At 72.4% G+C, this 13,670-nt stretch carries 14 protein-coding genes and 1 pseudogene; 6 read left to right on the forward strand and 9 right to left on the reverse strand.

What is annotated here, in order from left to right:
* The first annotated feature begins 117 nt into the window (after positions 1–117).
* The 4 genes from moaC to ACFYZF_RS19145 all read left to right on the forward strand — a co-directional run bounded on the left by moaC (position 118) and on the right by ACFYZF_RS19145 (position 2,883).
* A complete protein-coding gene (moaC, locus tag ACFYZF_RS19130; RefSeq protein WP_387022385.1) occupies positions 118–609 on the forward strand; it encodes a cyclic pyranopterin monophosphate synthase MoaC in 492 nt (163 codons plus the stop codon).
* The gene (locus ACFYZF_RS19135; RefSeq protein ID WP_387022387.1) at positions 606–1,076 is read left to right on the forward strand and encodes a molybdenum cofactor biosynthesis protein B; all 471 of its coding nucleotides are present in this window, start codon (positions 606–608) and stop codon (positions 1,074–1,076) included. The genes moaC and ACFYZF_RS19135 overlap by 4 nt, the downstream gene beginning before the upstream one ends.
* Positions 1,077–1,195: 119 nt before the next feature.
* Positions 1,196–2,455 (forward strand): molybdopterin molybdotransferase MoeA, encoded by a 1,260-nt coding sequence (locus tag ACFYZF_RS19140; protein WP_387022390.1) that lies wholly within the window; start codon positions 1,196–1,198, stop codon positions 2,453–2,455.
* Complete coding sequence (locus ACFYZF_RS19145) at positions 2,452–2,883, forward strand: molybdenum cofactor biosynthesis protein MoaE (RefSeq protein ID WP_387022393.1); 432 nt, start codon at positions 2,452–2,454, stop codon at positions 2,881–2,883. Before ACFYZF_RS19140 ends, ACFYZF_RS19145 begins: the two co-directional genes overlap by 4 nt.
* A 64-nt stretch (positions 2,884–2,947) precedes the next feature.
* Here ACFYZF_RS19145 and ACFYZF_RS19150 read toward each other — a convergent pair whose 3' ends face one another.
* Together ACFYZF_RS19150 and ACFYZF_RS19155 are read right to left on the reverse strand one after the other, a co-directional pair.
* On the reverse strand, positions 2,948–4,402 hold the full coding sequence (locus ACFYZF_RS19150) for a glycosyltransferase 87 family protein (protein WP_387022396.1): 1,455 nt from the start codon (positions 4,400–4,402) through the stop codon (positions 2,948–2,950).
* A 215-nt stretch (positions 4,403–4,617) separates the two neighbouring features.
* Complete coding sequence (locus ACFYZF_RS19155) at positions 4,618–5,160, reverse strand: DoxX family protein (protein ID WP_387022399.1); 543 nt, start codon at positions 5,158–5,160, stop codon at positions 4,618–4,620.
* A 156-nt stretch (positions 5,161–5,316) separates the two neighbouring features.
* On the opposite strand from ACFYZF_RS19155, the gene ACFYZF_RS19160 reads away from it, so the two are divergent.
* On the forward strand, positions 5,317–5,865 hold the full coding sequence (locus tag ACFYZF_RS19160; RefSeq protein ID WP_387022402.1) for a GNAT family N-acetyltransferase: 549 nt from the start codon (positions 5,317–5,319) through the stop codon (positions 5,863–5,865).
* A gap of 24 nt (positions 5,866–5,889) precedes the next feature.
* Here the strand turns inward: ACFYZF_RS19160 and ACFYZF_RS19165 are convergent, their stop codons facing one another.
* The 7 genes and pseudogenes from ACFYZF_RS19165 to ACFYZF_RS19195 form a co-directional block, all read right to left on the reverse strand.
* Positions 5,890–7,008 carry an ABC transporter permease gene (locus ACFYZF_RS19165; protein WP_387022404.1) on the reverse strand — a complete coding sequence of 373 codons (1,119 nt, stop codon included), beginning with the start codon at positions 7,006–7,008 and terminating at the stop codon, positions 5,890–5,892.
* Between the two features lie 22 nt (positions 7,009–7,030).
* On the reverse strand, positions 7,031–7,705 hold the full coding sequence (locus tag ACFYZF_RS19170; protein WP_387022407.1) for an ABC transporter ATP-binding protein: 675 nt from the start codon (positions 7,703–7,705) through the stop codon (positions 7,031–7,033).
* Positions 7,706–7,715: 10 nt separating this feature from the next.
* On the reverse strand, positions 7,716–8,585 hold the full coding sequence (locus tag ACFYZF_RS19175) for a hypothetical protein (RefSeq protein WP_387022410.1): 870 nt from the start codon (positions 8,583–8,585) through the stop codon (positions 7,716–7,718).
* Positions 8,586–8,607: 22 nt separating this feature from the next.
* Positions 8,608–9,090 (reverse strand): hypothetical protein, encoded by a 483-nt coding sequence (locus ACFYZF_RS19180; RefSeq protein WP_387022413.1) that lies wholly within the window; start codon positions 9,088–9,090, stop codon positions 8,608–8,610.
* Positions 9,091–9,204: 114 nt separating this feature from the next.
* Positions 9,205–9,612 carry a hypothetical protein gene (locus tag ACFYZF_RS19185; RefSeq protein WP_387022415.1) on the reverse strand — a complete coding sequence of 136 codons (408 nt, stop codon included), beginning with the start codon at positions 9,610–9,612 and terminating at the stop codon, positions 9,205–9,207.
* A gap of 582 nt (positions 9,613–10,194) precedes the next feature.
* Positions 10,195–11,430 carry an AAA family ATPase gene (locus ACFYZF_RS19190; RefSeq protein WP_387022418.1) on the reverse strand — a complete coding sequence of 412 codons (1,236 nt, stop codon included), beginning with the start codon at positions 11,428–11,430 and terminating at the stop codon, positions 10,195–10,197.
* A 179-nt stretch (positions 11,431–11,609) separates the two neighbouring features.
* A pseudogene (locus ACFYZF_RS19195) lies at positions 11,610–11,879 on the reverse strand (flagellar basal body protein FliL); the annotation flags it as partial.
* A gap of 745 nt (positions 11,880–12,624) precedes the next feature.
* Between ACFYZF_RS19195 and ACFYZF_RS19200 the strand changes: the two are divergent.
* Positions 12,625–13,662 carry an EamA family transporter gene (locus ACFYZF_RS19200; RefSeq protein WP_387022421.1) on the forward strand — a complete coding sequence of 346 codons (1,038 nt, stop codon included), beginning with the start codon at positions 12,625–12,627 and terminating at the stop codon, positions 13,660–13,662.
* The last annotated feature ends 8 nt before the right edge of the window (positions 13,663–13,670 follow it).

Raw genomic sequence — 13,670 nt, forward strand, 5'->3', positions numbered from 1 at the left:
TCCCGCGAGAACGGTGCCCGGCTTGTTCGGGCCGCTTCATCGGCGCCCCGACCGACCCCCCGGCGCCGCCCGGCCCTCGGCCGGGTCCGGGGCGTACCGGACGATAGGCTCGCGACCGTGACCGATCCCGCGCAGCTCACCCACGTCGACGCGGCGGGCGCGGCCCGCATGGTCGATGTCTCCGCCAAGGCGGTGACCGGCCGGCTCGCGGTGGCCGCCGGCCGGCTGCGGACCACCCCCGAGGTGATCGACCTGCTGCGCCGCGACGGGCTGCCCAAGGGCGACGCGCTCGCCGTGGGCCGGCTCGCCGGCATCATGGGTGCGAAGCGGACCCCCGACCTGATCCCGCTCTGTCACCCGATCGCGCTGCACGGGGTGACGGTCGACCTCACCCTGACCGATGAGACCGTCGAGATCAGCGCCACGGCGCGGACCGCCGACCGCACCGGCGTGGAGATGGAGGCGCTGACCGCGGTCGCGGTCGCCGGCCTGGCCCTGGTCGACATGGTCAAGGCGGTCGACCCGGCGGCGTCGGTGGAAGCGGTGCGGGTGCTGCGCAAGGAGGGCGGCAAGACCGGCCGCTGGCTACGGCCGGAGGACCGGCCGTGATCCGCGCCCGGGTGGTGGTCGCCTCCAACCGGGCGGCGGCCGGCGTCTACGCCGACACCAGCGGCCCGCTGCTCGCCGCCGGGCTGCGCGAGCTGGGCTGCCAGGTGGACGACCCGGTGGTGGTGCCCGACGGCGAGCCGGTCGGCGAGGCGCTGCGGGCCGCCCTGGCTGCCGGTGTCGACGTCGTGCTGACCAGCGGCGGCACCGGGATCACCCCCACCGACCGGACGCCGGACGTGACCCGCGCGCTGCTCGACCATGAGATTCCCGGCATCGCCGAGGCGATCCGCGCCCACAGCCGGGACAAGGTGCCCACGGCGGCGCTCTCCCGGGGCGTCGCCGGGGTGGTCGGCCGGATGCTGGTGGTCAACCTGCCCGGCTCCACCGGCGGCGCCCGCGACGGCCTCGCGGTGCTCGGCCCGATCCTGGCCCACGCCGTCGACCAGTTGCGCGGCGGCGACCACTGACGGCGCGGCGGGCGGGGTGGTCCCGCCCGTAGGGCCGGCGCGCGGACGGGCCGGGCCACCGGCGGTGTCGGCCGGCCACTGGCGGGGCGGGCCGGACCGCCCGGGGATAGGCTCGGCCGGTGAGCACGGAAACCGCGTCCGCCGCCGAGCAGGTCGCCGTACCGCCGCCGGCGGGCTGGGAGGAGGCCCGCTCCCGGGTGTACGCGGTCGGCCTGGCCGCCGCCCTGCCCGCCGTGAGTCGGCCGCTAGCCGACGCCGACGGGCACACCCTCGCCGAGCCGTTGGCCACCCGCACCGACCTGCCGGCCTTCCCCACCTCCAGCGTGGACGGCTGGGCGGTGCGCGGGGGCGGGCCGTGGCGGATCGTCGGCCGGGTGCTGGCCGGCGGCAATCCGCCCCCGCTCGCCGAGGACGGCACCACCGTCGAGATCGCCACCGGCGCGATGGTGCCCGACGGCGTCACCGCGATCGTGCGGGTCGAGGAGTCCACCCGCACGGCCGACGGCCGGATCGCCGGCACCCCGCGGCCGAGCCCGGAATGGCGCCGGCCGGGCGAGGAGGCGTACGCGGGTGAGGAACTGCTCCCCGCCGGCACCCCGGTCGACCCGGCGGTGATCGGTCTGGCCGCCTCCTGCGGGCACGACGCCCTGCGGGTGCGCCGTCCGCCCCGCGCCGCGCTGCTGGTCTTCGGCGACGAGCTGCTGACTTCGGGCCCGCCGGCCGACGGCCGGGTCCGCGACGCCCTGGGCCCGGCCGTGCCGGCCTGGCTGCGCCGGTACGGCTGCCAGGTGCGCCCGGCCGACGTGGTCGGCCCGGTGGCCGACACCCTGCCGGCGCACGTGGCGGCCCTGCGCGCGGCGCTCACCACCGCCGACCTGGTGTGCACCACCGGCGGGACGATGCACGGCCCCGTCGACCACCTGCACCCCACCCTGGAGGCCCTCGGCGCGGACTACGTGGTCAACACGGTCGCGGTCCGCCCCGGCTTCCCGATGCTGCTGGCCCGGCTGGCCGACCCGGACGGCCGGGTCCGCTTCGTGGCCGGCCTGCCCGGCAACCCCCAGTCGGCGATCGTCGCGCTCGTCTCGCTGGTCGCGCCGCTGCTGGCCGGCTTGCAGGGACGGCCGATGCCGGCGTTGCCGCACGCCACGCTCGCCGAGCCGGTGCCCGGCCGCGGCGACCACACCCACCTGGCCCTGGTCCGGCTGGACCGGGCGGCCGGCACCGCCCACCCGGTCCGGCACGTCGGCTCGGCGATGCTGCGCGGGCTGGCCGGCGCGGACGGGTTCGCCGTCATCCGTCCCGGCACCACGGGCGAGCCGGGCGCGCGGGTGCCGGTCGTGCCGCTGCCCCTGTTTCCGGGGGAACGGTCCTGGTGACGATCGAGGAGTCGACGGTCTTCGGCACGGTCACCGAGGAGCCGCTGGACCTGGCCGCGCACGAGGCGGCCGTCGCCGACCGGCGGGCCGGGGCGGTGGTGTCGTTCCGGGGCGTGGTCCGCGACCACGACCACGGCCGCCCGGTGACCAGCCTGGAGTACGAGGGCCACCCGAGCGCCGCCGCGGTGCTGCTGGAGGTCGCCGCCGAGGTGGCCGCCGACCCGGACGTGTACGCGGTCGCGGTGTCGCACCGGGTCGGCCCGCTCGGCGTCGGCGACGTGGCCCTGGTCGCGGCGGTGAGCACCGCGCACCGGGCCGCCGCGTTCGCCGCCTGCGCCCGGTTGGTGGACGAGGTCAAGGCGCGGCTGCCGATCTGGAAGCGGCAGGTGTTCGACGACGGCACCGAGGAGTGGGTCAACTGCCCCTGACGCCGTCGGGTCGGTGCGGTGACCGGGTCGGCGGGCAGTCGTGCCCTCGGCGACCGCCGGAGCCTCAGCGGCGGCCGTTGACCAGTAGGGCGCGGCCGAACCGGTCCGCGTAGAAGGCCGGCTCGGCGCCGGGTCGCCACGGCAGCGCGGCGACCAGCACGATCAGGGCCACGGCGAGGGAGTTCTCCATCAGCGCCCCGAACAGGCCGTCCTGGTAGTGCGACATCTCAGGGAGCTGGTGCTCGTACGGCCAGATCGGCGAGATCAGGAACAGCAGGTAGAGGCCGAGCGCCGCCACGCCGTGCCGGAGCCCGGTGAGCGTCGGGTACCAGATCGGTGGGCGCAGCCCGTGGAGCCCGGGCAGGCCGCTGTACGACGACGCCTGGCCGGCGCGCTGCACCGACCCCCGGCTCGCCTCCCGGCGGCGTACCGCCGCGTCGGCCAGGACGATGATCGCCGGAATGACCCAGACGAGGTGGTGCGACCAGGAGATCGGGCTGATCACGTTGGCGGTGAGCCCGACCAGGGTGAACGCGGTGAGCTCGTCGCCGTCGGCGCGGGCGCTGACGGCCCGGGACAGCCCGAGGGCCAGGATCAGCACCGAGAACGACAACCAGAGCAGGCCGGGCGTCTCGATCGAGTCGTAGAGCCGGGCCAGCAGGCCCGCGAGGGACTGGTTGGGCGTCATGTCGGCTGCGCCCACCCGCTCGGTCTGCCACAGCACGCTGCCGAAGTAGGACCGGGACTCGGTGCCGACGAGCGCGAAGCCGGCGAGGGTCACCCCGATCGCGGTGCCGACCGCCGTGGCCGCCGCCCGCCACTGCCGGGTGATTATGAGGTACGCGATGAACAGCGCGGGGGTCAGCTTGACGGCAGTGGCCAGGCCGATGCCGACCCCGGCCCAGGCCCCGCTGAACACGAAGCGCCGCAGCGGCCCGTCGGCGGGGTCGAACCGGGTGCCCCGCTTCGCCCGCCAGCGCAGACCGATCAGGTCGGCCATGATCAGCGCGAAGAGCAGCAGGTTGACCTGGCCGTAGCCGAGGGTTTCACGGCCCGGCTCAAGGGCCACCGCCATCGGCGTCGCGATGCCGACCGTGAACCAGAGCGGCCAGCCGAGCCGGTCCACGACCGGCCGCAGCAGGCCGGCCAGGACGAGGGCGAGGGCGGCGATGCTGGCCAGCACGTTCAACCAGCCGGCGACCTGCACCGGCACCACCGCCATCGGGAGCATGACCAGCCCGCCGAAGGGTGGATACGTGAAGCCGAGCGTCGTGGAGGGGGCGATGAAGTCGTACAACTCGTTGCCGTTCATCCACCACACCACCGCGCCGTGGTAGATCTTCATGTCGAAGAAGTTGTACGGCCGCCCGAAGGCGCCGATGGCGAACCACGCGGCGTACGCGACGGCGGCCACGACACCGACCCGCACCGCGGTCCTGCGGTCGACCCCACGGGTCGACCGGGTCACGCGGCGGATCGGCGTGAGGCGGTCCATCCGTCGTCTGACGGTCGCCGGCATGGCGTGGCCACCCCCATACCAAGATCGTCCTACCCGTTCAGGTCCAGCACGGAGCCTAGAACGGCGCCTCACGTTAATGCCTCCCGCGTTATGCGACCGTGTCCGATCCCACACTGGTTTTTTACATTTCCACCGCGTTAACGCCTACCGGGTGGTTCAGGTGATTCGTGGCCTTGGCGATGAAGAGCCACGGGAGGGGAGCGGCGCGCCGCAGGTCAGCCGGGCAGTCGGCGTGCCGTGGCGGCCGAGCGTACGGCGATCCGGGCCTCCCGGCGGGCGGTCCGGACGGCCCGCTGCACCGACCGTCGTGAGTGGCCGATCCGGTGCCCCGCCCGCCACCGCAGACCCGGCTTCCCCTCGGTGTCGGCGGCGGCGAGCAGCAACCCGCCGAGAAGGCCGAGATTCTTCATGAACTGGGTCTGGTGCTGCGCCCGCTCGGCCGGTTCGCCCTGCCAGAAGGGATGACCGGCGACGGTGGTCGGGACCAGCGTGCCGGCGAGCACCAGGGCGACCGGGCGGGTGAACTTCCCGGTGGCCAGCATGAGACCGCCGATCAGCTGGGTGGCCGAGTTGATCCGGACCAGCGTCTCGGTGTCGGTGGGGATACGGGGGGAGACCTGCTGGATCAGCGGGCCGACCCGGTCGGTCACCGGCTTCGCGGCCGGCACCAGCCGTCCCGGGTTCTGCAAGTTGCGGGCGCCGCTGACCACGAAGACGCCGCTCAACATGACGCGGGCGAGGGAGCGCACGGGTTTCATGGATCAGTCATACCCCGTCGCGGCGGCGGCTACCCCTACAACGGCCCGATCCGATCGGCCGACGTGGACGCCGGAGGCGTACCCACGATCCGGACCGCCACGCCGATCGGGGCGACCGTCGCTGGTGGACGGGCTCCGGCCGGTAACGTCGCCCGGGTGACCACGCTGCGGCTCCGCCCCGAGGGTCCGGCCGACACCGGCCCGGTCCGCCGGGTACTGGCTGCGGCCTTCGCCCGCCCCGACGTGTCGACCCCACCCGAGGTGGCGCTGGTCGGCGAGTTGCGCGACACCGACGCCTGGGTGCCCGAGTTGGCCATGGTCGCCGAGCACGGCGGCGAGGTGGTCGGGTACGCCCTGCTGACCCGGGTCCGGGTCGGCGCGGAGGGCGGCAACGCGGTCCCGGCGCTGGCCCTCGGCCCGGTCGCCGTCGCGCCGCACCGGCAGCGCGTCGGGCACGGCACGGCCGTGGTGCAGGCAGCCCTCGACGCCGCCACCGAGCTGGGCGAGCGGCTCGTGGTGGTGCTCGGCGACCCGGCCTTCTACCGGCGGTTCGGCTTCACCCGCGCCGACCGGATGGGGCTGACCAGCCCGTGGTCCGGACTGGGCGACCCGTGGCAGGCGCTGGTCCTGCCGCCCAGCACCAGCGGGGACGACCCGGTGCCACGTGGCGAGGTGTTCTTCCCGCCGCCCTGGTCCAAGGTCTGACCGCCCCGCCAGTGGGACGGCCCGTCAGGCGCGCATGACCGCCGCGATGGGGGTCCGCGCCGCGCGTAGGGCGGGTATCAGTCCACCTGCCGCGCCGGCCAACGCTCCGACCACCACCCCGTAGACCGCCGCGCTCAGGGGGAAGGGGACGTCCGTGCTGCCGCTGAGCGCGGCGGCCACCAGCGGACGGTACATCGCCACCGCGAGCAGGACCGCAACCAGCGAGCCGACGCAGCCGATGAGCACGGACTCGGCGAGAACCAGCACCATGATGTCGCCCTTGGTGGCCCCGAGGGAGCGACGCAGGGCCAGCTCGTCGGCCCGCTCCTTGAGCGTGGCCAGGCCGATGTTCAGCACGCCGAGGACACCCACCAACAGCATGATCAGACCGACCCCCAGGAACGCCGTTGTGACGACCCTCAACTGGTCGTCGACGCCCGCCGCCGCGTTCACCGGCTCGATCGTGCCCTGGATCGGCAACTGGTCGACGGTTGCGTGCCAGCGCAGCCATTCGACGCTCTGTGCCGCGTCGCCTGACGGCACCCGGGCCAGCACCCGCACCGAGGATTCCGCGACCGGCTGGGCGTGCGCGGCCAACTCCCGCCAGGGCAGGTACGCCCTGGGGTCCTGCTCGCCGTCGTCGATGACTGCGGTCACCGGCGCGTGGCGGGCGAGATCACCCTTCCCGGTCCTCCACAGCAGCCCCGAGCGCCCGGCGATCTGCTCCCAGGCCACCTTGTTGACGACCATCGCCGCGCCGGCCGTCGTCGCCGTGGGCCATTGGCCGGCGATCAGATCGAAGGGTCGCACCGCCATGACGTCACCTTCGAAGGCGATGATGGGAATCGCCGAGGGCCCGCTGGTGAGCACGGCCCCCGAGTCCGACACGAACAGTGCGACGTCGGCACCGGCGTTCGACTTCGAAGCGAGCAACCGGGATGTCTGACTGCCGAGGGCGTCGCCGCTGACCGCGACCACCGCGCTGCCGTCCCTGCCCTCCCTCAGCTCGGCGAGGTGGATCAACTCCGCCCTGGCCACCCCGGCGGTGGCCTGAACGAAGATCACCGCGATGATCCCGATGACCAGGCTGAGGCAGGCGAGCAGCGCCCGGCCGCCGCGGGCCCGCAACTCGCGCGCACTCATCGAGATGAGCTCAGGTATACGTCTAATCACGTGCCCACGCCCCCTCGACGAGGTGCAGGGTGCGGTCGGTGCGCATGGCCACCTCGGGGTCGTGCGTCACCATCACCGTGGTCGCGCCGCGGGCCTTGGCGGCCGTCAACAGCAGAGTGATCACCTGCTCGCTGGTGTTCTCGTCCAGCGCGCCGGTGGGCTCGTCGGCGAGGACGACAGCGGGGGTGCGTACCAGTGCCCTGGCTATGGCCACCCGCTGCTGCTCGCCCCCCGACAGTTGACGTGGACGATGGGTGGTCCGATCGGCGAGGCCGACCTGGTCGAGGCTTTCCAGCACGAGGGACCGCCGGCGGCGCCGCGGCACCGGAATGCCGTGCTGGAGGGCCGTCTCGACGTTCTCGTAGGCGCTCAGGTGGGGCAGCAGGAAGAACCGCTGGTAGACAAAGCCGAGGTGCGTACTTCGCAGGCGGGCGAGGGCCACGTCGCTCAGACCGCTGACTTCCTGCCCGTCGATGTGGTACGTGCCGGAGTCGGGGCTGTCCAGAAGACCGAGAATGGCGAGTAGCGTGCTCTTCCCCGATCCGGAGCGCCCGAGAATGGCGGCGGTGGTCCCTGCGTGGATGTGCAGGGAGAGGTTCCGAAGCACATCGACGCGCTCGCCTTTCGGGCCGTCGAAGGACTTGCGAATGCCGTTGAGCCGTAGCAAGCCTGGTCCCTCAGCCCTCGCCTGGATCCGTGAGCGCCGGGGCCGGTGAGACGACCACGTCGCCCTCCGCGAGACCGTCGACTATCTGGATGTACGACCCGTCGGTCAATCCCAACTTCACGTCGCGTGTCTCGGTCGAACCGGTGGCGTCCCGTACTCGGACCCGCCCTCGCTCCGCGCTTCCCGCCACCGCCTCGACGGGAAGCGCGAGAACGTTTCGGGCCTCGCCGGTTCTGATGGCCAGCACGCCCTTGAGCCCGGGAAAGAGACGAAGATCCGCAGGCGGCGCACAGGTCACGGTTACCCCTGCCCCCTCTTCCCCGCCGCCTTTATCGGGGCCGCCGAGCACCCGGCAGGGGAATGGGCCGGGCCCGTGGTCGATCTGGGCGGTCGCCTCCGGCGCAAGCTCGAAGAGCCGGTAGACGAGCGCTTCCGAGATGGTGGCCCGCATGCCATAGCCGCTGGCCTTGAGGCCCACCAGGGGAAGGCCCTCCGGAACCGTGGTTCCGGAGGAGGCGAGTTCGTCCTGAACGGTGGCCTCCACGGGATTCGTGACCGGCACCCGCTTACCCGACGACCGGATCCAGCCGATGACGGTCCCGGCCGGCACCACGCCCTTCTTCGACCGGTCGCGAAGATAGACCCCGGATTTCGGTGCGGTCAGGGAATAGCTCGGCGAGGACACCACGGACCCGTTCGACGCCAGCACGCTGACCAGATTTCGCCGCTCCACGGTGGCGGTCGTCGATTGCGTGTTCTTGTCGGTCAACGCCGGCACAAAGGTCGCGCCGGAGTGGTCGGAGAGAAACCAGGCCCCGGCGGAGAGGACGACAGCCGGCAGTGCCACAAAGGTCAGAGTGCGGCGCGGGAAGCGCGACACCCGCCTCCGACCAGTTCCCGTGTCAGCCCTTCGCACAGTTCGCCTTGACGTCCTGTTGCACCACGCTGGGATCACCCAGCCTCGCCTTGGCGAGTTCGTCGTCAAAGACGTCTCGGCTGCTTTGGTCGAAGTTCTTCTGGTAGGTGCGTAGGGTTGGGAACTTGCCGAGGTTGTCGAGGGCCTGCTTCTCCCGCTGCGCATCGTCGCCGCGGGCCGCCAGCCACTCCTGCTGCCAGGCGCACAGCCAGAAAGATTCGACCTTCCCCGTAGCGGCACCGTCTTGGAAAACGACCTGCGATCCATCGACCTCTTTGCGCAGCTGCTGGGCCGAGTCCCAACTCTTGTCGGCCGGCAGGGTCAGCGAGGACTTGGCCGCGTTGTATTCCTTGAGCGCCTCGTCGTAATTTTTGACGCCTCCAGAGTCGTCGTCCGACCCCGTCGAGCAGCCGGTCGTCAGAAAGACGACCGCTGCAACAATGGGGAATACGCCCCTGAATACTCGCATGTTTCTCCCCGTTACGCGAGGTTGGGCCGGTTGGCCGCCATGGACCGTAGCGTTCCAACCGGCCCAACACAAAACTAGACCAGGTCAGGTCGGATGATCAGTGATAGGAATTCGTCACCAGCGGAGGTCGCCCTCCCAATGGTCGTCGGCGTTGGCGTTGATGTTGACGGAAGACCGGTAGTTGAGGGTGAATCGGGTGGTCGCGAGGACCTCGGTCGCCAGATTCCAGGTGCCGCCCGTGCCTGGGCCGACCACGGTGGTTCCTGCGAAGGCATCCCCGCTCGTCACGCTGATGGGGCTGATGCGGAGGCTCACGTTGTTTGTCGTACCCATGCCGTTGGTGTACTTCAGCGAGATGGTCGAGTTGTTCGCCGCCACGGTGCGGATGTTCGCCCCCTCGATAAGGGCCGACGCGAATCCACAGTCCCCCACAACGTGTTCCGGGCCGGATGCTAGGGCCGGGGTCGCTAACGCTGGCACGAGTGCCAGACCCAGCACGGCTCCCTTGACGATGGCTTTCATTCGTGGTCCTTTCATGAGACCAGATGATAGAACTCGCCGGTCGTCAGGCCGCAATTTGCCATGGCCGGGGCTGACCGGCGAGGTTCCGCTGCTGACCGCACCTGAAGATCGATGCGATCAGTGGTGAAAAGGGGTAGCGCGAGCCCTCCGAGGTTGCAGGGCTCAATGGCAGCCGTAGAGTTGATCAGACTCTACGGCTGGCTTCGGAAAGACCGGCTGGCCAGCGACCGACTCACGCCCGCGCCGCTCTGGCCGTTCTCGTCGAAGCCCGTCGTGAATCCAAAACCCTCCGTTGCTCTGGATGGGTAACGGGAGCGCTGCGCACAGTGAGCTAAGCATGTCGTCATCGGTGCCCGCAATAAGGTTTCGGGGGATCCTGCTCCGGAGAATGAATGCACCGGAACTCCGGCCCCCGCTTACCGATTGTCATGCCCGGCGAGCAACGGAGGCGCTGGAAGTGGCGCATGCGACCACAGGGAGACTACGCCTAGTAGTGACGGTGATCTATATCACTGGGTTTGGGTTGAATCTTTTCGGTGCTTTGCGCGTCTAGGCGAGGGCTTGAGGGCTTGCTGCCCCGCGTCAGGCCGGCTGGGTGCGCAGGTAGCGGCCGAAGTGCGGCACGGTGAAGGCGACCGTCCCGCGTTCCCCGGAATAGATCAGCCCCTTCTTGATCAGCGCGTCCCGGGCCGGGGAGAGGCTGGCCGGCTTGCGCCCGAGCGCGCGGGCGATCTCGGCGGTCGGCACGGCGGCGTCCATGTCGTCCCGGCCGCCAGCGTCCCCCTCGACGAGGGACAGCGTCGCCATCGCCCGCATGTACTCGCGCTCAGCCGGGGTGGCCCGCTCGAACCGGGAGCCGAAGAAGCCCACGGCCAGCTCGGCCTCCGCCTCGGGGGCGGCGACCCGGACGTCCGCGTCGGTGATCGGGGAGCGCGGCGCGTGGTCCCAGGTGGCCTTGCCGTACGCCTGGACGAAGTACGGGTAGCCGCCGGACTTCTCGTAGAGCAGGTCGAGGGCCTTCGGCTCGTACTCGACCTCTTCCCGCTCGGCCGGCGCGCAGAGCGCCCGATCGGCGGCGATCCGGTCGAGCCGGTCGATGCGCTGGTAGCGGAACAGCCGCTCCGAGTACGACTTGGCGGCGCTGAGCACCGCCGGCAGGTGCGGCAGCCCCGCGCCGACCACGATCAGCGGCGCCCCGAGCTGGGACAGCTCGTGGCAGGCGGCGCAGAGCGCCGAGACGTCCTCCGCCCCGACGTCCTGCATCTCGTCGATGAAGACCGCGATGCCGGTGCCGACGTCGGAGGCCACGGCGGCGGCGTCGCTGAGCAGCTCCACCAGGTCGATCTCGATGTCGCCGGAGTCGGCCCGGCCGGTGGCGGCCGGCACGTCGATGCCGGGCTGCCAGCGGTCGCGCAGCTTCGGAGCGGCGCCGGCCCGGCCGGCGGGCGCGGAGCGCTGGGCGAACGCCTTCAGCACCCCGAGGAACGTGTCGATGCGGTCCGGGGCGCGGTGCCGGGGTGCGAGCTCACGGACCGCCATGTGCAGGGCGGCGGCGATCGGGCGGCGTAGTGACTGGTCCGGCCGGGCCTCGATCTTGCCGCTGCCCCAGAGGTGGTTGATGGCCTCCGAGCGGAGCGTGTTGAGCAGCACCGTCTTGCCGACGCCGCGCAGGCCGGTCAGCATCAGGCTGCGCTCGGGGCGGCCCCGGGCGATGCGCTCCAGCACCACGTCGAAGACGTCCAGCTCCCGCCCCCGCCCGGCCAGCTCGGGCGGGCGCTGGCCGGCGCCCGGGGCGTACGGGTTGCGGACCGGATCCACGAATCGCACAATATCGGGCTGTCTAGCCGGAAACCTAGACATCCGTAGAGGACGCTACCGGCGTGTCGCCGGCCGTCGAGACAAAACTAGGGCTGTCTAGCGCGCGCGCTAGACAGCCCTAGTTTCAGCTACCGGTGCCCGGCTGGTGTGTTTCCTGACGCGGAACAGGCAGAGCGGCGTCAGCGGGCCTTCAGGCACAGTACGAAGTCGAGGGTGTCCAGCTGACTGTCGAAGAAGTACCAGTTGGTGTAGCCGGTGACCTTGGCGCACTTCGCCTCGGCGTCCTTCTCGCCGCTGGTCTGCCCGTCGAACCGGCGCAGCACCTCGTACGTCTTCGGGGCGCACGGAGCGATCAGCAGCTTGGGCTTGCCACCCGCCGGTCCCGTGTTGCGGACGCACTGCCCGGCCTTGACGAAGCGGGGATCGGCCGACGACTCGGGCGCCGGGGCGGTCGGGGCGGTCGGGGCGGGGGCCGTCGGGGAGGCCGGTTCCTCCTCCGGCGTCGAGTCGGCGGTCGGCCGGGCCTGGCCGGCGCCCTCTGGTGCATCGTCCCGGTCGAGCAGGTACCACACCAGCGAGCCGCCGCCGAGCAGCAGCACCAGCAGGGTGGCCAGCACGGCGATCAGCGGTCCCCGTCCGCGCCTCCGGTCCGGGGGTGGCGCCGGTGCCCCGGTGTACGCCGGCCGGCTCGGGCCGGGCCCCGGGTACGGCCCCGGGGCGTACGGGCCGCCGGGCTGACGGGCCGCCGGGTACCCCGGTGCGCCCCCGCCCGGCCGGTAGACCTCGGGTTCGTGGGGCCACGGTCCGGGACGGTCCCACGGGTCGGGCTGCGGCTCCCGGGACGGCGGCGCGAACCGCCGTGGATCGCCCGTCCAGGGTGCCTGGTCCGCCGGGTGGGCGGCCCGCTCGGGAGGCTCGTGGTGCCGCGGCTGGCGAGGCGGGTACGCCGTGTGCGGCTCTTCCCGACCGTCGCCCGGCCAGGACCTGTCGCCCGCCCACGGTCGGGAGGACCCGTCGTCCGCCCACCGCTCGGACGGCGTGTCGTAGCCGTCGCCCGGTCGTCGTCCGGGCCACGGCCCGGTGGGACCCTCACCCGGTGATCCGTAGTTCGACATGCGCACCCTCCTGCCCGAGCGGTGAGGCCGGCCACCAACCAGGACACCGACGCCGTGGTCACCGTAGCGTGGTCAACCGATGACATCACCTCCTCCGCGTGCGACGGCATCGACCGGTCCGCCCGTACCCGACGGCCCGGTCACGCCCGGCGGGGCCGCCGGAGCCGCCGCGCGACCGGTCCGACCGGCGCTGATCTGGACCGCGCTCGTCGTCGTCTACGTGCTGTGGGGCTCCACCTACCTCGGGATCCGGGTCGCGGTGGAGTCGTTGCCGGCGCTCACCTCGGCCGGCCTCCGGTTCGCCGCAGCCGCCGCCGTGCTCGCGCTCGTCCTGCGGGTACGCCGGGGAGCGGGTGCCCTGCGCGTCGACCGGCGTCGGCTCGGTTCGGCCGCGCTGGTCGGGGTGCTGCTGCTGGCCGGCGGCAACGGACTGGTGGTGCTCGCCGAGTCCGGCCCACCCGGGACGGCGGTGCCCTCGGGCGTGGCCGCGCTGCTGGTCGCCACCGTCCCGCTGCTGGTCGTGCTGCTCCGGACGACCACAGGGGACCGGCCCCGGTTCTGGACCTTCGCCGGGGTGAGCCTCGGCTTTCTCGGCCTGGTCCTGCTGGTGCTGCCGACCGGTGGGTCGGCGGCGGTGCCGCTGGCGGGGGCGCTGACCGTGGTCGCTGCGGCGACCTCCTGGTCGGTGGGATCGTTCCTGTCCGGCCGTCTGACGATGCCGGCCGACCCGTTCGTCGCCACGGTCTACGAGATGCTCGCCGGTGCCGTGGCGCTGGCCGTGCTCGCCGCCGCCCGGGGCGAGCTGCGCGGCTTCGACCCCGGGCAGGTCACCGGCCGGTCCTGGCTCGCCCTGGGGTACCTGATGGTCGCCGGCTCGCTGGTCGCCTTCACCGCGTACGTCTGGCTGCTGCATCACGCGCCGATCTCGCTGGTGTCCACGTACGCGTACGTGAACCCGGTGGTCGCGGTCACGCTCGGCGCGCTGCTGGCCGCCGAGCCGGTGACCAGCCAGGTGGTGCTGGGCGGCGCGGTGATCGTCGCCGGGGTGGCGCTGGTGGTGAGCACGGAACGCCCCGGACGACGGACCGGGGCGGCGGGCCGGGCACCCCGGCGGTAACGTCCGGC

It is taken from the genome of Micromonospora sp. NPDC001898 (assembly GCF_042891255.1).
Lineage (GTDB): Bacteria > Actinomycetota > Actinomycetes > Mycobacteriales > Micromonosporaceae > Micromonospora.